Source organism: Polynucleobacter necessarius, assembly GCF_900095195.1.
GTDB classification, from domain to species: domain Bacteria; phylum Pseudomonadota; class Gammaproteobacteria; order Burkholderiales; family Burkholderiaceae; genus Polynucleobacter; species Polynucleobacter necessarius_G.
Window position 1 is genome coordinate 768,746 of record NZ_LT606950.1, and the last position, 19,961, is coordinate 788,706.

Genomic DNA, 19,961 nt, shown 5'->3' on the forward strand with positions numbered 1-19,961 from the left:
CTTTACATTGCTCCATAGTTAGGCCCACCACCACCTTCGGGAGTGACCCAGACGATGTTTTGACTGGGGTCTTTGATGTCACACGTTTTACAATGTACGCAATTCTGCGAATTAATTTGCAAGCGCGGTTGACCATCCGCTTCGATATATTCATATACACCGGCAGGACAGTATCGCTGTTCTGGGCCTGCATATGTTTTTAGGTTGAGGCTAACTGGAATGGCCGCATCCTTCAAGGTCAGGTGAATCGGTTGATTCTCAGCATGGTTCGTGTTGGAGATAAAGACCGAGGAGAGGCGGTCGAAACTAATCTTGCCATCGGGTTTGGGATAGTCGATTAGCTGATGATGCGCAGCTGGTTCTAAACACTCATGATCAGCATGTTTTAGATGCACCGTCCAAGGTACATTGCCACCCATGACTTTTTGCTCCAAGCCAACCATGAGGGTGCCCAAATACAGCCCTTTGGACATCCATGCTTTGAAGTTGCGTGCCTGATTGAGTTCAGTATGCAACCAACTATGTTGAAAGGCGGCTGGGTAACCCGCTAGAACATCTGCAGAGCGGTTGTCGTTAATGGCTGCAACAGCGGCTTCTGCCGCCAGCATTCCCGTCTTAATCGCCGCATGACTACCCTTGATGCGAGACGCATTCAAATAGCCGGCATCACACCCTGTCAACGCACCGCCTGGGAATACGGTTTTAGGGAGACTATTTAATCCACCTGCTGTTAATGCACGAGCGCCGTAGGCGATGCGCTTACCGCCCTCAAAGGTCTCCCGAATTTTTGGGTGCAATTTATAACGCTGAAATTCTTCAAAAGGAGAAAGGTAGGGGTTCTTGTACGAAAGACCAACGACCAATCCCACGGCAACCTTGTTATCACCGAGGTGATACAAGAAAGAGCCTCCATAGGTATCGCTTTCTAGGGGCCAGCCAGCGGTATGCACCACTAAGCCAGGTTTGCTCTTGGAGGGTTCTACCTCCCAAAGTTCTTTAATGCCAATGCCGTAGCTTTGAGGATCTGAATCTTTGTCTAGGTCAAATTTTGCGATTAATTGTTTGCCAAGGTGCCCGCGCGCGCCTTCGGCAAAGAGGGTGTATTTGCCGCGCAATTCCAGGCCGAGCTGAAATTGATCGGTAGGGTTACCTTCTTTGTCTAAATCCATTGATCCAGTGATTACTCCACAAACAGCGCCATTGGCATCGTATAAAACATCTGCAGCTGAGAAGCCTGGAAAAATTTCAACCCCGAGTGCTTCCGCTTGCTCACCGAGCCAACGCGTCACGTTTGCTAAGCTAGCAATATAGTTCCCCTCATTTTTAAAGCAGTGTGGCAACATCCAATTTGGCACTTGATACGAATTGTCTGAAGTCAAAAATAAAAATTGATCTTGAGTGACTTCAGTATGCAGAGGGGCCCCCAATTCTTTCCAGTTGGGAAATAATTCGGTTAGCGCCATTGGGTCCATCACAGCGCCAGACAAAATATGCGCGCCAATCTCCGAACCTTTTTCTAACACGCAAACGCTAATTTCCTTGCCAGATTCATGGGCAAGCTGCTTTGCTTTGATCGCAGCCGATAGGCCAGCAGGGCCGCCTCCAACAATGACCAGGTCGTAATCTATCGATTCCCTAGGCCCAAATTGTTCTACTAACTGCGCTTGGTTCATGCCGTTTCTCCGAAATTTCTAAAAAATGGGGTATTTCTGCCTAGATAGTTTAGTTCCAGCCGCCAAAAACCCATTTGGTGCTCGGACTACCTGGCCCAAAGGGTCCGAAGCATTATGATTGCTTTTTTACCCTTTTTGGCAATATTTAGGACAAAAGTTATGAATAAAACCTACCCATCGGCAGTAGATGCCCTGCGGGATATCTTAAAAGATGGACAAAAACTGGCAGTTGGCGGTTTTGGTCTGTGCGGTATTCAGGGGCGAGCCCAGAGGCTCTCATTGCAGCGGTAAAGGAGCTTGGCGTACAAAATCTCACTGCGATTGCAAACAATGCTGGTGTGGATGGTTTTGGCTTAGGTTTGTTGTTGAATTCCCGCCAAGTTAAAAAAATGGTGGCCCCATACGTAGGTGAAAACAAAGAGTTTGAGCGTCAATACCTCGCTGGCGAATTGGAGTTGGAATTTACGCCCCAAGGTGCTTTGGCGGAGAAGTGTTAAGTGAGCCTGTGGTGGCGGCATTCCAGCCTTTTATACAAAAACAGGTGTAGGTACGCTGGTTGCTGAAGGTAAAGAGGAAAAAGAATTTGATGGTGAGAAATATATCCTGGAGCGCTCTATCGTTTCTGATATTTCTCTAGTAAAGGCATGGAAAGCTGATAAGTCCGGGAACTTGGTGTATTGCTATACGGCGCGCAACTTCAACCAATTCGTCGCCATGGCTGGCAAGATCACCGTGGCTGAAGTCGAGGAGATTGTTGAGAATGGTCAATTGCATCCTGATGAAATCCACACGCCAGGAATTTATGTACACCGTTTGGTGATTAACAAGACTCCAGAGAAGCGCATTGAACAGCGTACTCTCTCAGCAGCTTAATGATTGAAAAGAATTAGGAAGAACGAAATGCCTTGGAATAGAGATGAGATGGCAGCACGTGCTGCTAAAGAATTAAAAGACGGTTATTACGTCAATTTGGATATTGGTATGCCAACCTTGGTGGCGAATCATGTGCCCAAAGATATGGAAGTCTGGTTGCAGTCTGAAAACGGTTTGCTTGGTATTGGCCGTTTCCAACGGAAGCTACGATCGATGCTGATTTGATCAATGCTGGTAAGCAAACAGTGACCACCTTACCTGGCTCTTCGATTTTTTCATCGGCAGATTCTTTCGGCATGATTCGTGGTGGAAAAATCAACATCGCGATTTTGGGTGCGATGCAAGTAAGCGAGCACGGTGACTTGGCGAACTGGATGATTCCAGGCAAGATGGTTAAGGGTATGGGCGGCGCCATGGATTTGGTTGCGGGTGTCAAGCACGTCGTCGTATTGATGGAGCACGTTGCTAAGAAGAAAGATGGCGCGGAAGAGTTGAAGATTCTTCCTAAGTGCACCTTGCCCCTAACTGGCGTCAAGGTCATTAGCAAGATCATTACGGATTTGTGTGTTCTGGACATTACGCCCAAGGGTCTCAAACTCATCGAGCTGGCTCCTGGTGTTACCAAGGAAGAAGTAATCGCCAAAACAGACGCCCCTGTAGACACTGCGGGTTTCTAACCCGCGTCACCATTTAATGGAATAATGGGTTCACGATGTCGGGCCCCCATCATTTCCATTTCAAGCCATTTAAGTCTCAGTCTCCTGTGGGCTCGGATCCATCTTTGCATGCCCACAAGAAAGGGGATGCGCGACACTCTCATAGCAAACAAGTTGCCAATCAAAACCTTTTATTGATTGCAATGGTATTGACTCTCGGCTTTTCTGGAGTTGAGGGCGCCGCTGCTTATTTTGCCAATTCTTTGGCATTGATTTCTGATGCGGGTCATATGGTCACGGATGCTGCAGCATTAGGATTGGCATTATTAGCGCAAATTATTTCCCGTCGTCCGCCATCAGCAAAACATTCATTTGGATTTGGTAGGGCAGAAGCCTTGGCGGCATTTGTCAACAGTATTGTGATGTTGGGTTTGGTAGTCTGGACTGTGGTGGAGGCTATCAGTCGTTTTTATGACCCTCACAAAGTTGATGGCTTAACCGTTACTGTTGTTGCCGGTATTGGCTTGCTGATGAATGTTATTGTTGCTTGGGTGCTCTCACGCGACAAGAAGGGTGTGAGCACGCGGGCTGCTTTGGTGCATGAGATAGGCGATTTACTCGGATCCGTTGCCGCACTAGTTGCGGGTGTTGTGATTCAGGTAACGGGCTGGATGCCGATTGACGCGATTCTCTCCATCTTGGTTTCCCTGTTGATCCTGAAATCCACCGTTTCTATCCTGCATGAGTCTTATCACTTCCTGATGGAGGGTGTCCCGCTGCACATTGACTATTTGCAAGTTGGCAAGGATTTAAGAAATGTTCCTGGCGTCTTAGCGGTTCATGATCTGCATGTGTGGGAGATGACGCCGAGCTTTCCGGCGTTGATTGGCCATATTGAAATTGCGGACATCATGGAGTGGCCTGCCATCATGGCGCGAATCAATGACATGCTTTTGGACAAACATGGAATTGATCATGTAACCTTGCAGCCAGAGGAGGTTGGTGAGATTGCCGATGATGAAATACCAGATTCAGCCGTTTTCCATGACGACGATACCTTTTATGTTCAATGTTCAAGCGGTGAGGCGGGACACCGTATGCATACCACGCTTGGGGTAATCCCAAGAACCCTAAAGTATTGGTCTGCGTACATGGTCTAACAAGACGTGGAAGTGATTTCAAGACATTGGCGCTAGCCATGTGCAATGACTATTACGTTGTTTGCCGTGATGTAGTTGGTTGTGGAGATTCGGATCGTTTAAGTAATCCCATGCAATACGCTGTTCCGCAATACGTAGCGGATATGACCGACCTCGTTAAACATCTCGGTGTCGATCAGGTGGATTGGTTTGGTACTTCCATGGGTGGATTGATCGGCATGGTCTATGCAGCAATGCCTAACTCACCAATTCGCCGTATGCTCATTAATGATGTTGGTCCTCGGATTGAGCCTGACGCGATCAAGCGTTTGGGCTCGTATGTTGGTCAACCATTTCTTTCGCCAATCGCACCGATGCACTTAATCGTTTAAATCAAATTTGTGCGACATTTGGTGAGCACACGCTAGCAGAATGGGAGATATATAACGGACCGATGTTGGTGCAACGTGATGGCATGTGGATCATGCACTATGACCCAAACATCTCGGTGCCATTTGCCTCAGTCAATCCCATCATGGCCAAGGCAGGTGAGATGGCGATGTGGCATGCGTTTAAGCAAATCCATATCCCCATGTTAATAGTCCGTGGCGGAGATTCGGATCTCTTATCCGCCGCAACTGTTGCCGAGATGTGCAAAGTGAATCCTTATGCCCGCAGTATTGAGATTCATCACGTGGGTCATGCGCCAGCTTTTATCAAAGCAGAGCAAATTGCTTTAGCGAAGGAATTTTTTAGTTAACCATTTGGTTTAATCTTTGCCTATGGCAAATGTACCTACCAATCCAGAAAAACCATCTGTCTTCCAAGATGCTTGGTATGGTGAGCCTTCTCAGTCCCATGCTCTGGGCGCTGCCCAAATACTCGAGACCTTAAATCTAGATAGGAGGCTTTAGTAAAGCTAATTGGCGATGAGGCTACTAAGCTGTTCATTGGTTACCGAGGTTTACGACAGGCGCAAGCCAAATTAGTCCGCGAAGATAGCGGCTTAAGTATCTCCGGTCAAGAGGAGATGTTGCGCAAGATGCTTTTAGCATTTGGTGATGATTTGCGTGTGGTTCTCATTTATTTAGCATCGCGTTTATAAACGTTGCGCTGGGTGACTCAAGAAAAGATAGAGATGCCATCAGCATGGGCGCAGGAGATTCTGAATATCGATGCTTCATTGGCAAACCGGTTGGGTATTTGGCAGATGAAGTGGGAGATGGAGGATTTGGCTTTCCGCGTACTGTCACCCGTTGTCTATCGTGATATTGCCAATATGCTCGATGATGAAGAGGCTTGGCAGATTGCCAAACACGTTGAGACTAAACCGGATGTCTCAGAAGTAAAAGCTACTTCACCCGAAATTGTTCTGCGACATAGTAGTTGTAAATCAGGGCAAGGGGGTGATGTCTTGGTGGTTGGCGTTGATTCATTGTTGATGCAACTAGCCCGCTGCTGCAGACCAGTGCCACCGGATGCTATTGCGGGATTTGTGACACGCGGCAAAAGTGTCTCGATACACCGCTTTAGTCATGGTGCCGATTAATGAATTTGGCAGCGAAGCGCAAAAGCAAAAATATCTTCCAAGTCTCGCTACTGGGGAGTGGATTGGTTGCTTTGGTTTAACTGAACCAAACTACGGCTCCGATGCTGGCGGCATGATTACCCGCGCCAAGAAAGTTCCAGGTGGATTTTCATTAACGGGCTCAAAGATGTGGATATCCAACGCACCGATTGCGGATGTATTTGTCGTTTTGGCCAAGAATGATGAAGGCGTCATCCGAGGGTATATTTTGGAAAAAGGCATGAAGGGTTTAAGCGCTCCGAAGATTGGCGGCAAGATGGGTCTGCGCGTTTCCATTACTGGCGAAATCGTGATGGACGATGTATTTGTGCCAGCAGAAAATGAATTCCCGGAAATTATTGGTTTAAAAGGTCCTTTTACCCGCTTAAATTCCGCTCGCCATGGAATCTCTTGGGGGAATTTAGGTGCAGCTGAATGGTGTTGGCATGCTGCCCGTCAATACACGCTGGATCGCAAACAATTTGGCAAACCCTTGGCGGCTAATCAACTGATTCAAAAGAAATTAGCGGACATGCAAACGGAAATCGCGCTCGCCTTACAAGGCTGCTTGCGTTTAGGCCGCATGAAAGATGAAGAGATTGCCGCTCCTGAAATCACCTCCATCATGAAACGCAACTCCTGTGGCAAATCCCTTGATATTGCTCGCATGGCACGCGATATGCATGGCGGCAACGGTATTTCAGATGAGTATGGCGTGGTACGTCATATGATGAATCTCGAGGTCGTCAACACCTATGAGGGCACACATGATATTCATGCGCTCATCTTGGGTCGCGCACAAACAGGTATTCAAGCTTTTAGTTAAGCTTTAGCTGATTGACGATGGTCTTCGCTGCATTTGCAAAGGCCTCGTCACTGTCGTTTTCCAATTGCACGAAATGATCAATGCGGTACTGGGGAAAATTTCGCACAATCGACGATTGATATGATGGGTCGTAGTGCTTTATCAACAACTCCTCCACCAACTCGGGGAACTGTCCTGCATCGATCGTTTCATACCACTTGGCAATTTGCACCTTTCCATAATGGGCTGTGAGTAATGCCAACTTATTTTTAAATTGAGCTGTATCACTCAAAAAATGGTGATACTCATGAAGCAACCAGGACACTCGCGCACTGGCACTCGAACGCAATTCAATACACGCTCCATTGCGGATCTTTTCCATTAATGCGTCGGGAATATGAACACCACCAACCTTCTTACTCTCTGATTCCACTAGTACTGGCTTAGTCGGATCGAGTTTTCGCAAGGCATTCCATAGGGCTGTCTCAAAACCCTTTTGAGTTGGCTGCTCGATGTTCGGCTCGTTACCCAATACCGATCCCCGATGAATGGCTAACGCTTCTAGGTCCAGTATTTGGGCGCCATAATTTTTTGCCTCTTGTAAAACCCGCGTCTTTCCGCTACCCGTCATGCCGCAAATCACTTGAAAGTTAAACTTTTTAGCCGCATCTTCAAGGTCGTCGATAACGGTACGTCGAAAGCCTTGGTAACCACCTTCCAATTGCATCGCTTTCCAGCCAATGCGATTGAGAATGTGCGTGAGTGCTCCGCTACGTTCTCCACCGCGCCAGCAATAAATTAAAGGACGCCATTCACGCGGCATCTCCAGAAGATGGTTTTCGAGGTGATTTGCAATATTACGAGATACCAAAGCTGCGCCCAGTTTCTTTGCAGCAAATAGTGAGACTTGTTTGTATAAGGTTCCGACTTGAGCACGCTCGTCGTTATTGAGGACCGGAAAATTGACGGCACCCGGAATATGATCCAAGGCAAATTCTGCGGGAGAACGCACATCAATCACGAGATCAAAGTGATCTAACGCGGATGAAAATTGATCTCGCTTGAGAATATGGGGATTGCTAGGTTGCATGACGCAGCGTTAGCGAATCTTTTGCAAAATATCTTCAGGCCATGGTGCTGATTTTCTGGTAGCAAGGTCGGCCCACACCATCGTCGCACCGCCTAAGGCCATTTCCTCATTAGGAGCAGTAGTGAGGGCCATGCTCGTACGACCAAACGCCAATCGAGGTCTTCAATATCAGGTCACCTGGATAGCTCACTTGCTTATAGAAATTACAGAAGCCATTCATCATCACCATGGTGTTTTGACCAAGAGCCACTTGGTAACCCAATGATGTAATCCAATCAACACGGGCTTGCTCCATAAACCGAAAGTACACTGTGTTGTTCAAACGCTCATACGCATCCATATCCCCCCAACGAATGGGAGCGACCATTTCATGAACGAGTTTGCGTTCAGCAGGAATATCGATGCGCATTAAAAAATTTAACCAATTTGCAAAGCAAAATTGTATAAATTGGTAGACCGAGCACCAGAACGACAAAAGGCCAAGATTGGGCCTGGTAACTCTTTTAGCAAACGAGCCATCTCTTGAACTTGCTGTGGCGTAAATGCGCCTGGAACTACAGGCAAATACACATAATGAAGCCCTAATTTTTCCGCCTCTGCTTGGATTGATGCGTTACTAGGCTGATCTGGGCCACCCTCTCCATCAGGACGGTTATTGATCACGCTTTTGTAGCCAAGCTGGGCAATTTCGGCGACGTGATCAGGAGCAATTTGTCCAAGAGTGGCAAACGAATCCGTATGGCGTGTAATTGGAGGGGGCATTTCAACCTCGAAAATTAAATTGGTATAGCTTCATTCTAAATCAGGACTTTTTGTGGGCACTGAAGAAGCGGTCGCAAATTTCCATCCCCGCTAACATCGCTACTAAGAAAATAAGCGCCTTAGGGTGTCCAGCACCTAGAGCAACAATAGCGGGGCCAGGGCAAAATCCAGCGATACCCCAGCCTGCGCCAAAGATCAGACTTCCAATAACTAAAGGCTTGGTAATATCTCTCCGATTTGGAATATGTAATGCACCACCAAAAAAAGCCTCGGTTCTCTTGCTGACCACATAAAAACCGCCAAGCCCAACAATAATAGCCCCGAGCATAACAAACATAAGGGATGGATCCCATGCGCCAGCCAAATCTAAAAATCCTAAAATTTTCTGCGGATTGGTCATACCTGAAATGATCAGACCCCAACCAAACAGTACACCAATCAAATACTGACTAAATAAACCAAAGTGCCGTCTCACATCAGCCCCCAATCAAGTGACGAAAAACATACACCGTCAGAAAACCGGTACTCATAAAGGCTAATGTCGCCACCAAAGATCGAGGCGAAAGACGCGATAGTCCGCAAATTCCATGACCACCAGTACAACCCGAGCCATACTGAGCACAAAACCCTACTAATAGTCCAGCAACCATAATGGCAAATTCATCCACCTGCACGTCGATAACCGGGCGGACACCAAAGAAGAGTGCTGCGAGTATTGGAGCACTCAAAAGTCCACCGATTAGGGCAATTCTCCAGGCACGATCATCAGCCTTGTGGCGGAGCAATCCAGAAACAATTCCACTGATACCTAAAATAAGGCCATGCAACAGCACGTAAAGTGCAGCAGCTACGCCAAGAATCATGCCACCCAGAAGGGATGAATGGGTGTAAATGAAATCTAATCGATCTGCATGAATATTTCTCTTCTAAATAAGGATCAAGCACAAGGAGACTGATTAACAGAACACTCCAAATATCGTAGAGCAATGTATGCACCTACCACAAATCCTGGTAAAGCTAAAAATGCATTGAGCGCTAAAGTAGAAATTCCACTTATACCCTGGCCAATTGTGCAACCCAAGGCCAGGACACCACCAAAGCCCATCAACGCAGCGCCAATCATGTGCTGAGCGGTATCGCGTGGGCTAACAAAGGATTCCCAGCGAAAGGATTTGGTGTAGACCGCATGCATAAAAGATCCAACAATCACCCCTAGAACAGCAACGATGCCAATCGTGAGTACTTTTGAGGTGTCGCTAAAGAACATCAGCCAATCTAGGGAATAGGCAAATGGAGCAACAAAAGATAGGCTCTCCATTTTTCCAGAATTCGTGATTAAGAAAACATCTTCTAGCGTATTTGGATCTTCTAGTAAATGCGCAAGCGAGCCTGATATCCACCAAAAAATGGTAACGAAGATTCCAACGCCAAGACCAGCCACTAGGTTATTAGCCGTCCAAAAGGAATTTTGGAGCAAAGCAAATGCTATGAAAGCGAATCCAAGAATTAGGCCAAGATATAAATGCGCTAGCGTTCTATCGATACCCCATTGTTGCGCAACGATAGAGGGAATATCTTGAGGGCCTGCCAATTCAATAAAAAATGAATCCAGTACATTGACCCTGAGCACCGCTAAGAATCCTCGTATCGTAAAGTAGGCAAATAGCCCCAACACAATAAATACGATAACGGATTTAAGACTACCTCCTCCAATGCGGATGAGCGTCTTGCCCCCACAGCCTGAAGTCAGAACCATTCCGAAGCCAAAACAAAGACTGCCCGTTAAAGTTGATAAGTACATCAAGCGCGAACCCGAATAAATGGACCTTGTACTATCAATCACCTCGAGCGAACTCAACAAGACAACCCCTAAGATGGCAACACCAATAGCTAAAGACCACTGCCTTAGACGGGTGAGATCAGACATCAAGAAGGTATCCGCAATTGCGCCCATGGTACAAAAGTTTGTTTGACGCATTAAAAAACCGAGAAAGAATGCGCCGAAGAAACTCAGCCAGGGGATAGAGGATGTCGAGATTGATTCGGTCATCATTATTTCCGCTATGAGACTACAGCCTCATCAGAGCGCTTATCACCCTTGGTATCAACCCAGGTCACCATCAACTTATCACCATTGCTGCCTCGGTACTTGAAGTTAATGTATGGATCTTTTGAGATTGCAGACCCAAAATCCGCATTTAATACATCTTTACCCTGGGCTTTAACGTTAACGGTTTTAATAAACCAAGCGGGAATATTTTTACCTGAGGAGTCCTTACGCTGCCCAGACTCCATCTCATGCTTCATCAGAATTTTGACGTTGACGATACCCTTCTCTTCGGAGGCTCGTACTCGAGTAATTTCACTCATGCGATTCTCATTTCCATTTCCGTGACAAGATCATGATCCACAGCCACTTAAAGTCACTTTTACTTCCTTGGACGTTACCAACCATTTTGAATCTACTCTTACCAATGCGTACACATTAGATGTTTGCGCCATTTTGATCCGAGTCGTTACAAATGGCTCACTAAGTGGCGTTAAAAAGAATTGTCCAGCTAAAGCGCTAGGGTTCTTTTCAACCAGTATGGCAATGTGTTGGGCCTTTAAATCTGTAGTTACAGTTACCGGAACCAGCGCACCATTCTCAGATAGATCTGGGGCGGTTAAATTGATAGCCGAGGATTTTTCAGGCAAGCCAGCCCTCAGAGCCCTGTATACATCCTCAATATTCTTGGCATCAAAGGCTGCCTTATTCCACTCTTCCGCCTGTGCAAAAGATATCAGACCAGCTGAGGCCATCAAACCCATTAATGCCGTAAATCGAATTAGCTCTCTTCTGTTTAAATCCATAAACCTGCAAACATGTCCCATTAACCAATTAATGTATGGGAACAACCCTTTCATTGTCTTAAGATGCGTTGATTTTATCGTCCCGACTCCCTAAAGCTTAGTTTATTTACAGATAACGCAAATATCAGGGAAAATGAGTCTCTTTGCATGAAAAACGATAACTCCAAATGATTGATCAAGAAGCCATTCTTCTCTCCCTCAAGCTTGCTTTGTGGATCTTGGCATTGATCATTCCGTTTGGCATCTGGATCGCCCATTCGCTTCAACGCCTTGGGCATAGCAAATCCTGGATTGAGGCCGGGCTAGCACCCCCCTTAGTTCTTCCCCCAACCGTTTTAGGGTGCTACCTTTTAGTGGGCCTAAGTGGTAAAGCTTTTTTTGGCACACCACTAATTTTTTCCTTTCCTGGGATCTTAATAGCATCCCTGATTGTGAACTTACCATTTGCTATACAACCGATCCAACGTGCATTTAAAGCAATTCACCCTGAAATTATCGAGGCAGCCGAGGTCAGCGGTTTATCAAAATAGCAAATCTTTCGATTGATTGAGTTACCACTTGCGTGGCGTGGCATCACTAGTGCAGCAGTGCTAACTTTTGCCCACACCCTTGGCGAGTTCGGAGTAATTCTCATGGTGGGCGGTGCAACACCAGGCGAAACCAAAACGGTATCGATTGCAATCTACGACAAGGTGCAAAGTTTTGATATAGCAGCCGCTGGCACGCTCTCACTCATCTTATTGGCAACCTCGCTGGTAGCAATTGCAATCTCTTATGGCGTATTTGGTCGTCAAGCGTCTTCATCTCGATATCAAGGTCGCTAATGTTGAGAATCAAGCTCTCCCAAACAAGCCCTAACCCACTACAACTCAATATTGAATGCGAGCCTGGAGAGTTGCATGCACTTATAGGCCCATCTGGCAGTGGTAAGACCACCACCTTACGTACTATTGCTGGATTAAATAACCCCAACATCGGAAAAATTGAATGCAATCATGAAATTTGGTTTGAGGCAAATGAGCACCAAGATACGATTACCTCTCTCAGCCCCGCTCAACGTTCATGTGAATTCCTGTTTCAGCAGTACGCACTTTTTCCACATCTGACCGCGCTGGACAATTGACTTGGAACGGCAGCCAGCACCTCTTTCATGTAGTCGATAAAGGAAAGATTCCACCCAATACTCCGGTTGCTTGGGTTGTTCCAGCTGGTGGCCTCAGTCTTCTGGCCAGTCCAACGGTCACTACGATTGCATGCTCCGTTGAACAAATTAGCGCTTTAGGTCAAATCGCGGTAATTCAGCTGTGCACGGTTGATGGCAAACACAACATTATTTGGGGGCCTCAGTGGCAGAGGCTAAGCGCTTGGGACTTGCACCAGGCATCAGTACATTTTTAGAAATCGATGGCAACAAGATCCACATCTTGCCGCTGCGCCCCATCAACGATCCAAGACGCTTTACGAATTAGCGGTTTATGCAATTAAGAGGATGAAGGCTTTTGGACTACCAACCCAGGTATTGCTGACATTCCTGTATGCCTTGGTCCCTCCGATGGCTCCTTTTCGTAGGATGTCAGCTCATGAATAATGAAATCTTTTGCTAATTCACGGATGAGCTCTTCGGTGTAGAGATGCTCAATCAGTGATGGGCCACCTGTCTTATATTCCAACTGCTTTGGGGTGTAGCCCTGCAAGGTAAAAATACCTCCCGACTTTAGCGCTTCAAAAGTTTGACGAAAAATACGTGCGCGCATTACGGGGTCTGCAAACCGTATAAAGACGCCTACTACAGCATCGTATTCAGTGGACTGCCAATCAAAACTGTCCGTATCCGAGAATGAATACGCGACCTGAACCTGATTGTGTTCTGCAAATTTCTTGGCCTTAGCCAGCGCAACATCGTAGGCATCAAAACCACAACCACTTGCATACCTTGCATTGCAAGCCAAACACCATTACGCCCCTCCCCGTCGGCAATACAAAGCACCTTGTCATTAGCCTTTAAATACTGGCTAGCAGTTTGCACTAGGTATTCGTTTAGTTCCTTTCCAAAAATGAACTCTTCTTTATCAAAGCGCTCATTCCAGAACTGCGTAGCATCCGCAAAACTCATTGCTCGATCGAGATGTACTTGTTTATTTTTTGAGTCCACCGACTAAATCATTTTTGAGGTCGTTAATATTCTCTAGACCTACAGCAATTCGCACTAATCCATCGGAGATACCAGTCCTTACAATCTGCAGCGCTCACACGACAATGCGTTGTTGTCGCTGGGTGGGTAATCGTTGTGCGAGCATCGCCCAAGTTCGCTGTAATCGAACATAGCTTGGTTTGATTAATCAATTTAAAGGCTGACTTTTTCCCGCCTTTGAGCACAAAGGAAACAATCGCCCCACCCTCTTTTTTATTGACGCATGGCCAATGCATGCTGTGGATGGGACTTAAGCCCTGGATGATAGACGCGCTCAACGCCAGGCTGCTTTTCGAGCCACTGGGCAAGTGCGAGCGCATTCTGACTCGTTGCTTCATCCGCAGCTCAAGAGTTTCAAGGCCTTTTAAGAATACCCAGGCATTGAATGCCGAAAGTGTGGGTCCTGCGGTACGCACATAGGGAAATACCTTGCCCATGACAAAGTCATTGCTACCCACAATGGCGCCACCAACGACTCTACCTTGACCATCCAGATACTTCGTAGCCGAAGACAACGTCAGCACCCAGAGCCAATGCCTTTTGCAAGGCAGGGGTACAAAAACAATTGTCAACCGCAAATAATGCTCCCGCCTTCTTTGCAACTGTAGAGATTGCTTTGATATCAGCGATCTCAGTTAGCGGATTAGATGGCGTCTCTAGATAGAAGAGTTTAGTGTTTGGCTGCACAGCAGCTTGCCAAGATTTGATGTCCGCCAAATCGACATAAGTTGTAGTGATTCCAAAACGACCAAGGATGTTCGTAAACAGCTGAATCGTTGCACCAAATACGGAGCGAGAACAAACCACATGATCGCCAGCTTGCAAATGCGCCATCGCCATTGTCAAAATAGCGGACATTCCAGAGGCAGTTGCAATACATGCTTCCCCACCTTCGAGAGCAGCCAAACGATCTTGGAACATGCTTACTGCGGGGTTGGTAAAGCGTGAATAGATAAAACCTTGGTCAGCATGCGCAAAACCATCGGCAACCATTTCAGCGCTATCAAAGCAGAAGCTCGAAGTCAAAAACATCGCTTCGGAATGCTCTTGATATTCATGAGTACGACGAGTGCCAGCACGAACCGCGATGGATTCAAGTGCTAACTTGGAAAAATCAGGTTTTCTGCAGGTGATTTTACTCTTCATGCCCCCATTTTGACACCGAATTGCGGATTTGCCTCCTCAAAGACAAATTCTTGTCGATTTTTAATCTTCGGTAGCTAAGTGCAAATGCAGTTGTGAACGGGCAAAGTCGCTCGAATCCAGCTGACGATCCGCCTTTGCAGCAGAGGAGTTGCGTTGTGCCTCAAGCGCATCGAGATAGGAGTCATTGATATCGCCCGTGATGTAATGACCATCAAAACAGGAGGCTTCAAAGTTCTGAATGTTTGGATTGATATCCCTAACTGCCTGCTTCATGTCTTCAACGCTTTGGTAGATCAACTGATCGGCACCAATCATCTTGTTAATTTCATCGTCTGTACGACCATAGGCAACTAACTCACTGCGAGTTGGCATGTCGATACCATAGACGTTTGGATAACGCACTGGGGGTGCAGCAGATGCAAAAATGACTTTCTTGGCACCTGACTCACGCGCCATCTGGACGATTTCAAAGGACGTTGTGCTGCGAACAATCGAGTCATCCACAATCAAGATGGTCTTGTCTTTAAACTCTACTCGCATCGCATTGAGTTTTTGACGTACGGATTTCTTGCGTGCGGCTTGACCAGGCATGATGAAAGTGCGACCGATGTAGCGATTCTTGAAGAAGCCCTCGCGATAGTCCACCCCCAAGTTCTTTGCCACCTGCATAGCAGCAGGACGACTCGAGTCTGGAATCGGCATCACGACATCAATCTCATCAACGTTGGTCTCTTTACGAATCTTTTCTGCTAAGTAGTCGCCCATGCGCATGCGCACGTTATAAACCGTTACCCCATCAATCGTGGAGTCTGGTCTTGCCATGTATACGTATTCAAAAATACAGGGGCTGAGCACAGCATTCTGAACACATTGACGCGCGTAGAAATTTCCGTCGATATCGATGTAAATCGCTTCACCTGGATTAACGTCACGTACAAAAGTAAATCCAAGACCTTCTAGCGCAACAGACTCAGAGGTCACCATCCATTCGGGCCCCTGAGGTGTGTCGATACGACCTATACACAGCGGACGAATACCAAATGGATCACGGAAAGCCAATAAACCATATCCAGCAATTAAAGAGACCACCGCATAGGAACCCTTTACGCGACTCGCCACACCGGTCACCGCGTTAAACATGGCGCCCTCATCCAATGCTGCGCTATTGGTTTCTTTTTGAAGCTCATCTGCCAATACGTTGAGCAGCACTTCTGTATCGGAGCTGGTGTTAATGTGACGGCGATCTCGATAAGCCATCTCCACCCGCAAACTCGCGGCATTGGTGAGGTTGCCGTTGTGGGCCAGAATAATTCCGTACGGGGCGCTTACATAAAAAGGTTGCGCCTCTTCTTCACTGCTGGCAGAACCTGCCGTTGGGTAACGTACTTGCCCAATTCCTGCATTACCAATCAAGCTACGCATGTTGCGCGTTCTGAAAACATCGCGCACTAGACCGTTGGCTTTATGCATCGTGAATGAGTTGCCATTCATGGTGGCGATACCCGCAGCGTCTTGGCCACGATGTTGCAGCAATAGCAACGCATCATAGAGCAGTTGATTTACTGGTGAATGGGAAACGGTTCCGACGACGCCGCACATATCTCTAGATTCCTATTGTTAATTTAGGAGTAATGGTTGGAATAACCGGTGACACTTTTAGCATTGCATCACTTAACTGCTTTGCCCAATCGGCTGGCAACCAACCTTTAATTAATCCAGTGGCGATATCAACAGCCGGTCTGGTAATTGCATTTTTCCAAGCCATACTTTGCGGAATTGGCGTTAAGGCGGCAAGGGTTGCCAACCCTACCACAATGAGTCCACCACGCAATAAACCGTTAAGCCTGCTGACAAAATAATCTTTTGCACCACACCACCAAATAATCCGCAGAGGACAAGTGTTAGGACAAACAATATGAGCCAACTTAATCCGAGACTGAGTAACTCATCCAAATGAAATGTCGATAACCTTTCAGTAGAAAGGTAGTTGCTGTAGTAATATGCCACCTATGCAGCAACAAACCAAGCAGCGAGTGCAAGCACTTCTTTGAATAAGCCGCGAGAGATTCCGACCAGCGCAGATATCAACAGCACTACTAGGGTGAAGTAATCCACCGATGTTAACTTTAAGGTGGATAATATTCCATTACTGCTTACCTGTCTCGACGAGTCGTGGCGTTAGACCCATTGCCTTAATTTTTTTCTCGGCAGCTTCTGCAGCATCTTTATCCGTATAGGGGCCTGCGCGCACTAAAAAGATCTTATTACCGTCGGCCCCTACTTTATTCAATACGTAGCTGGGTATTTTCTGATTCTTCAGTCTCGCTACCAATCCATTGACATTGCTCTCGGATGCAAATGCGCCAATCTGAATGACGAACTTTCCAGACCCGTTTGAACTAGCGCCATTAGTAGCGGCTTTGCTAGCATCATCCGCTTTGGGTTTTGCATTCGTTGCAGCGACCACCTCTTCTCCCGCAGCCAGCCCTAACGCAGGAGCTTTGCTTGGGGTTGGCGTGCTAGATGCAGATTTTGTTTCTGGTTTTGAGTCAACCTTAGCGTCAGCAGTTTGGGTTGGTGCTGGCGTGGGGGCTGGAGCACTCAGTTTTGGAGTGTCCGCTTCCGCTTTAACCTTTTCGTCAGACTTTGTATCGACCTTGGTGTCAGGCTTAGCCTCTGTTCCAGGGATAGGCAAACTGGTCACAATATTGACCGCAATGTCATTTGGTGCGGTTTTAGGCCTGCTATCCAAAATTCGGGGTAGCGCCACAACTGCAATCAAAACCAGTACCGCGCCACCAATGAGACGGTGGCGAGCACGTTGCTGTTCTGGATCTTCGGTAAGCGCGAGTTCTTCTGCTTCGGCAGCACGCTGGAAGGCGCGCGGAGCAGCCCGTTTGGTGGAGCGACGCCCTACTGAACCCAATTCAAGGCCATCAGCCGGGTTTTTTCGCTTAAAAAAGCTCGGTAAACGAATCATAGATCAATGCGCCTGGTTGTTTCGATAAGCCATTACGCCTGCAACTGTATAGAAGGATCCGAAGATCACAATTCTATCACCCTCACCAGCCGCAGAAAGGGCTTTTTGATACGCTAAAGCGATATTTTCGAAGATTTCGATGCCTCCATCAGACCCATTTTTGGGCTTGACCCCCATGCCCTCAAGCTTCTGCGCCAAGAACTGGGCCGAAGCCGCTCTTGGGGTCGGCAAATCGGTGCAAAACCAAAAATCCACAATATCCAACAGCGGCTGAATAACCCCCTCTAAGTCCTTATCAGCCATCGCTCCAAAAATGGCATAGGTATAAGGGTGATAACCCATTTTGTCTAGACTTTGGCCTAGGGTTGCTGTCGCATGGGGATTATGGGCAACATCTAGAACGATCGTAGGCTGACCTGGCAATACCTGAAAGCGCCCAGGCAATTCCACCAGGGCAAAACCATTCCGAATATCCTGTGCGCTGACTGGTAAACGCTGATGCATTACCATTAATGCGGCAATGACCGCAGAGGCATTAAGGATCTGATTAGCACCACGCAGCGCAGGGTATCCAAGACCGCTGAAACGCTTGCCCCTGCCTGCCCATCCCCACTGTTGCTTATCCCCCTGAAAGTTATAGTCACGCCCTTGCAACCACAGATCACAGCCTAACTTGGCTGCGTAATCAATCAGCGTTTGCGGTGGTACAGGGTCACCACAGACAGCAATATGACCAGGGCGGAAGATGCCTGCTTTTTCCAAGGCAATCGCTTCGCGGGTTCCGCCTAGGAACTCAGCATGGTCGATATCGATGCTGGTGACAATAGCGCAATCCGCATCAACGATATTCACGGCATCTAAACGGCCACCCATACCGACCTCAAGGATGACTGCATCGAGACTCGCCTTCGAAAACAAATGCAGGATCGCTAGGGTGGTGAACTCAAAGTACGTCAATGTTGGTGCATCAACCAAACTCACACGCGCCTTTTCCACGGCAGCAAAGTGCTCTAACAGCAAGGCATCGCTAACATCCTCGCTGTTAATGCGAGCGCGTTCATTAAACGACAACAAATGCGGTGAGGTGTGGCAACCCACTCGGTAACCTGAAGCGCGCAAGATACTCTCGAGATAGGCGCAAGTAGAACCTTTACCATTTGTTCCCGCAACCGTTATCACAGGACATTCAAAATGAAGATCTAGGGCAGCCTTGACGCGATTGATGCGCTCTAACCCCATATCGATTCCGACGGGATGCGCAGTTTCGAGGTGGCTAAGCCAAGCCTCTAAACTGGTAAATAAATTTGGGGGTTGGTGTGCAGTACTCAAGCGCTTAAACGGCTGCGCTACCTGCAACGGCAGGTTCAGGTAATTTTTGCAACAACGCCAATAGACGAGCAATCTCGCCGCGCATTTGGCGACGATCGACAATCATGTCAATGCCACCCTTTTGCAATAAGAATTCAGAACGCTGAAAACCTTCAGGCAATTTCTCACGAACTGTTTGCTCGATCACGCGTGGACCAGCAAAACCGATTAAGGCTTTGGGTTCAGCCATAACGACATCGCCCATGAATGCAAAACTGGCAGAAATACCGCCCATGGTTGGGTCCGTCAATACGCTGATGTATGGCAAGCCTTTTTTAGACAAGAGGGTCAGCATCGAGTTGGTCTTGGCCATCTGAAATAAGGACAGCAAACTCTCTTGCATGCGTGCACCACCAGTGGCCGTGACACAAATGAATGCACACTTCTTATTGATTGCCTCTTGCGCTGCTCGTGCGAAGCGCTCACCTACTACAGAACCCATTGATCCACCCATGTATTGAAATTCAAAACACGCGGCAACTACTGGAATATTTTCAATTTTTCCACCCATAACGATGAGAGCTTCAGTCTCACCGGAAGCATCATTGGCTTCCTTAATACGATCAGGGTACTTTTTTGAGTCTTTAAATTTCAGCGGATCTGTCGGATAAATCTCTGCGCCGATTTCGTAACGGCCTTTGGGATCTAACAAACTTTCTAAACGTTGGCGCGCGCCGATACGCATGTGGTGACTGCATTTTGGGCAGACCGAAAGGTTTGCTTCGATATCAGTGCTGTAGAGAACAGTTTCACAACCAGGGCATTTAACCCATAATCCTTCAGGAACCGATTTACGATTCGCAGGATCCGTATGTTGAATTTGGGGAGGGAGTAATTTATCAATCCAGCTCATTAGTT

The 19,961-nt window shown here is 47.3% G+C and carries 27 protein-coding genes and 4 pseudogenes; 12 read left to right on the top strand and 19 right to left on the bottom strand.

What is annotated here, in order from left to right; all coding sequences use genetic code 11:
- Positions 1–2: 2 nt before the first annotated feature.
- Entirely contained in the window at positions 3–1,673 is a 1,671-nt protein-coding gene (locus BQ1619_RS04380; protein WP_114662462.1) for an electron transfer flavoprotein-ubiquinone oxidoreductase, read from the bottom strand.
- Positions 1,674–1,832: 159 nt separating this feature from the next.
- Between BQ1619_RS04380 and BQ1619_RS04385 the strand changes: the two are divergent.
- The 8 genes and pseudogenes from BQ1619_RS04385 to BQ1619_RS04405 all read left to right on the top strand — a co-directional run.
- A pseudogene (locus tag BQ1619_RS04385) lies at positions 1,833–2,546 on the top strand (CoA transferase subunit A).
- A gap of 27 nt (positions 2,547–2,573) precedes the next feature.
- A pseudogene (locus BQ1619_RS04390) lies at positions 2,574–3,223 on the top strand (CoA transferase subunit B).
- Positions 3,224–3,309: 86 nt separating this feature from the next.
- Positions 3,310–4,362, top strand: coding sequence for a cation diffusion facilitator family transporter (locus tag BQ1619_RS09715; protein WP_231968488.1), 1,053 nt, complete (start codon positions 3,310–3,312; stop codon positions 4,360–4,362).
- Positions 4,341–4,733 carry an alpha/beta fold hydrolase gene (locus tag BQ1619_RS09720; protein ID WP_231968489.1) on the top strand — a complete coding sequence of 131 codons (393 nt, stop codon included), beginning with the start codon at positions 4,341–4,343 and terminating at the stop codon, positions 4,731–4,733. Before BQ1619_RS09715 ends, BQ1619_RS09720 begins: the two co-directional genes overlap by 22 nt.
- A 62-nt stretch (positions 4,734–4,795) precedes the next feature.
- Entirely contained in the window at positions 4,796–5,101 is a 306-nt protein-coding gene (locus tag BQ1619_RS09725; RefSeq protein ID WP_231968490.1) for an alpha/beta fold hydrolase, read from the top strand.
- A 189-nt stretch (positions 5,102–5,290) separates the two neighbouring features.
- Positions 5,291–5,446, top strand: a complete 156-nt coding sequence (locus BQ1619_RS10440) for an HD domain-containing protein (RefSeq protein WP_331851909.1) — start codon at positions 5,291–5,293, stop codon at positions 5,444–5,446.
- A gap of 12 nt (positions 5,447–5,458) precedes the next feature.
- Positions 5,459–5,890 (top strand): bifunctional (p)ppGpp synthetase/guanosine-3',5'-bis(diphosphate) 3'-pyrophosphohydrolase, encoded by a 432-nt coding sequence (locus BQ1619_RS10445; protein WP_197711865.1) that lies wholly within the window; start codon positions 5,459–5,461, stop codon positions 5,888–5,890.
- A pseudogene (locus BQ1619_RS04405) lies at positions 5,865–6,734 on the top strand (acyl-CoA dehydrogenase family protein); the annotation flags it as partial. The gene BQ1619_RS10445 and the pseudogene BQ1619_RS04405, both read left to right, overlap by 26 nt.
- Here BQ1619_RS04405 and mnmH read toward each other — a convergent pair.
- The 9 genes from mnmH to soxY all read right to left on the bottom strand — a co-directional run bounded on the left by mnmH (position 6,727) and on the right by soxY (position 11,418).
- Positions 6,727–7,803: a tRNA 2-selenouridine(34) synthase MnmH gene (gene mnmH / locus BQ1619_RS04410; protein WP_114662464.1), complete on the bottom strand. Its 1,077-nt coding sequence runs from the start codon at positions 7,801–7,803 to the stop codon at positions 6,727–6,729. The pseudogene BQ1619_RS04405 and the gene mnmH sit on opposite strands and share 8 nt — an antisense overlap.
- A 9-nt stretch (positions 7,804–7,812) precedes the next feature.
- Complete coding sequence (locus BQ1619_RS09735) at positions 7,813–7,935, bottom strand: thioesterase family protein (protein ID WP_231968491.1); 123 nt, start codon at positions 7,933–7,935, stop codon at positions 7,813–7,815.
- Positions 7,913–8,212 carry an acyl-CoA thioesterase gene (locus tag BQ1619_RS04415; RefSeq protein ID WP_114662469.1) on the bottom strand — a complete coding sequence of 100 codons (300 nt, stop codon included), beginning with the start codon at positions 8,210–8,212 and terminating at the stop codon, positions 7,913–7,915. The genes BQ1619_RS09735 and BQ1619_RS04415 overlap by 23 nt, the downstream gene beginning before the upstream one ends.
- Before the next feature lie 8 nt (positions 8,213–8,220).
- Positions 8,221–8,565, bottom strand: coding sequence for a protein tyrosine phosphatase family protein (locus BQ1619_RS04420; RefSeq protein ID WP_114662471.1), 345 nt, complete (start codon positions 8,563–8,565; stop codon positions 8,221–8,223).
- 40 nt (positions 8,566–8,605) lie between these two features.
- Complete coding sequence (locus BQ1619_RS04425; protein WP_114662473.1) at positions 8,606–9,040, bottom strand: DUF6691 family protein; 435 nt, start codon at positions 9,038–9,040, stop codon at positions 8,606–8,608.
- 1 nt (position 9,041) lies between these two features.
- Complete coding sequence (locus tag BQ1619_RS04430; RefSeq protein WP_114662474.1) at positions 9,042–9,428, bottom strand: YeeE/YedE family protein; 387 nt, start codon at positions 9,426–9,428, stop codon at positions 9,042–9,044.
- Positions 9,429–9,502: 74 nt separating this feature from the next.
- On the bottom strand, positions 9,503–10,618 hold the full coding sequence (locus BQ1619_RS04435) for a YeeE/YedE family protein (RefSeq protein WP_231968492.1): 1,116 nt from the start codon (positions 10,616–10,618) through the stop codon (positions 9,503–9,505).
- An 8-nt stretch (positions 10,619–10,626) separates the two neighbouring features.
- Positions 10,627–10,935, bottom strand: coding sequence for a thiosulfate oxidation carrier complex protein SoxZ (gene soxZ, locus BQ1619_RS04440; RefSeq protein WP_114662475.1), 309 nt, complete (start codon positions 10,933–10,935; stop codon positions 10,627–10,629).
- A gap of 30 nt (positions 10,936–10,965) precedes the next feature.
- Positions 10,966–11,418 (bottom strand): thiosulfate oxidation carrier protein SoxY, encoded by a 453-nt coding sequence (gene soxY, locus BQ1619_RS04445; RefSeq protein WP_114662476.1) that lies wholly within the window; start codon positions 11,416–11,418, stop codon positions 10,966–10,968.
- 167 nt (positions 11,419–11,585) lie between these two features.
- Between soxY and BQ1619_RS09740 the strand changes: the two genes are divergently transcribed.
- From BQ1619_RS09740 to BQ1619_RS08655, 4 genes are read left to right on the top strand one after another with little or no spacing between them, the layout of a single operon-like run.
- The gene (locus tag BQ1619_RS09740) at positions 11,586–11,948 is read left to right on the top strand and encodes an ABC transporter permease (protein ID WP_231968493.1); all 363 of its coding nucleotides are present in this window, start codon (positions 11,586–11,588) and stop codon (positions 11,946–11,948) included.
- Between the two features lie 12 nt (positions 11,949–11,960).
- Positions 11,961–12,242 (top strand): ABC transporter permease, encoded by a 282-nt coding sequence (locus tag BQ1619_RS09745; protein ID WP_231968494.1) that lies wholly within the window; start codon positions 11,961–11,963, stop codon positions 12,240–12,242.
- Positions 12,242–12,541, top strand: a complete 300-nt coding sequence (locus BQ1619_RS08650) for an ATP-binding cassette domain-containing protein (RefSeq protein ID WP_162784594.1) — start codon at positions 12,242–12,244, stop codon at positions 12,539–12,541. Before BQ1619_RS09745 ends, BQ1619_RS08650 begins: the two co-directional genes overlap by 1 nt.
- The gene (locus BQ1619_RS08655; protein ID WP_162784595.1) at positions 12,538–12,816 is read left to right on the top strand and encodes a hypothetical protein; all 279 of its coding nucleotides are present in this window, start codon (positions 12,538–12,540) and stop codon (positions 12,814–12,816) included. Before BQ1619_RS08650 ends, BQ1619_RS08655 begins: the two co-directional genes overlap by 4 nt.
- Before the next feature lie 83 nt (positions 12,817–12,899).
- Here BQ1619_RS08655 and BQ1619_RS04460 read toward each other — a convergent pair whose 3' ends face one another.
- From BQ1619_RS04460 to accD, 9 genes and pseudogenes are all read right to left on the bottom strand, one after another.
- Positions 12,900–13,367 carry a methyltransferase domain-containing protein gene (locus BQ1619_RS04460; protein WP_231968495.1) on the bottom strand — a complete coding sequence of 156 codons (468 nt, stop codon included), beginning with the start codon at positions 13,365–13,367 and terminating at the stop codon, positions 12,900–12,902.
- 186 nt (positions 13,368–13,553) lie between these two features.
- Entirely contained in the window at positions 13,554–13,625 is a 72-nt protein-coding gene (locus BQ1619_RS10780; RefSeq protein WP_331851910.1) for a hypothetical protein, read from the bottom strand.
- Positions 13,594–14,755: pseudogene (locus BQ1619_RS10620) on the bottom strand (O-succinylhomoserine sulfhydrylase). Before BQ1619_RS10620 ends, BQ1619_RS10780 begins: the two are co-directional and overlap by 32 nt.
- A 60-nt stretch (positions 14,756–14,815) precedes the next feature.
- Positions 14,816–16,354 carry an amidophosphoribosyltransferase gene (purF, locus tag BQ1619_RS04470; protein WP_114662477.1) on the bottom strand — a complete coding sequence of 513 codons (1,539 nt, stop codon included), beginning with the start codon at positions 16,352–16,354 and terminating at the stop codon, positions 14,816–14,818.
- Between the two features lie 4 nt (positions 16,355–16,358).
- Positions 16,359–16,679, bottom strand: a complete 321-nt coding sequence (locus BQ1619_RS09750; RefSeq protein ID WP_231968496.1) for a CvpA family protein — start codon at positions 16,677–16,679, stop codon at positions 16,359–16,361.
- A gap of 83 nt (positions 16,680–16,762) precedes the next feature.
- Positions 16,763–16,870 (bottom strand): CvpA family protein, encoded by a 108-nt coding sequence (locus BQ1619_RS09755; RefSeq protein WP_231968497.1) that lies wholly within the window; start codon positions 16,868–16,870, stop codon positions 16,763–16,765.
- Between the two features lie 31 nt (positions 16,871–16,901).
- Complete coding sequence (locus BQ1619_RS04480) at positions 16,902–17,735, bottom strand: SPOR domain-containing protein (RefSeq protein WP_114662478.1); 834 nt, start codon at positions 17,733–17,735, stop codon at positions 16,902–16,904.
- A 3-nt stretch (positions 17,736–17,738) separates the two neighbouring features.
- Complete coding sequence (gene folC / locus BQ1619_RS04485) at positions 17,739–19,064, bottom strand: bifunctional tetrahydrofolate synthase/dihydrofolate synthase (protein WP_114663515.1); 1,326 nt, start codon at positions 19,062–19,064, stop codon at positions 17,739–17,741.
- A gap of 4 nt (positions 19,065–19,068) precedes the next feature.
- The gene (accD, locus tag BQ1619_RS04490) at positions 19,069–19,956 is read right to left on the bottom strand and encodes an acetyl-CoA carboxylase, carboxyltransferase subunit beta (RefSeq protein WP_114662479.1); all 888 of its coding nucleotides are present in this window, start codon (positions 19,954–19,956) and stop codon (positions 19,069–19,071) included.
- Positions 19,957–19,961: the final 5 nt, after the last annotated feature.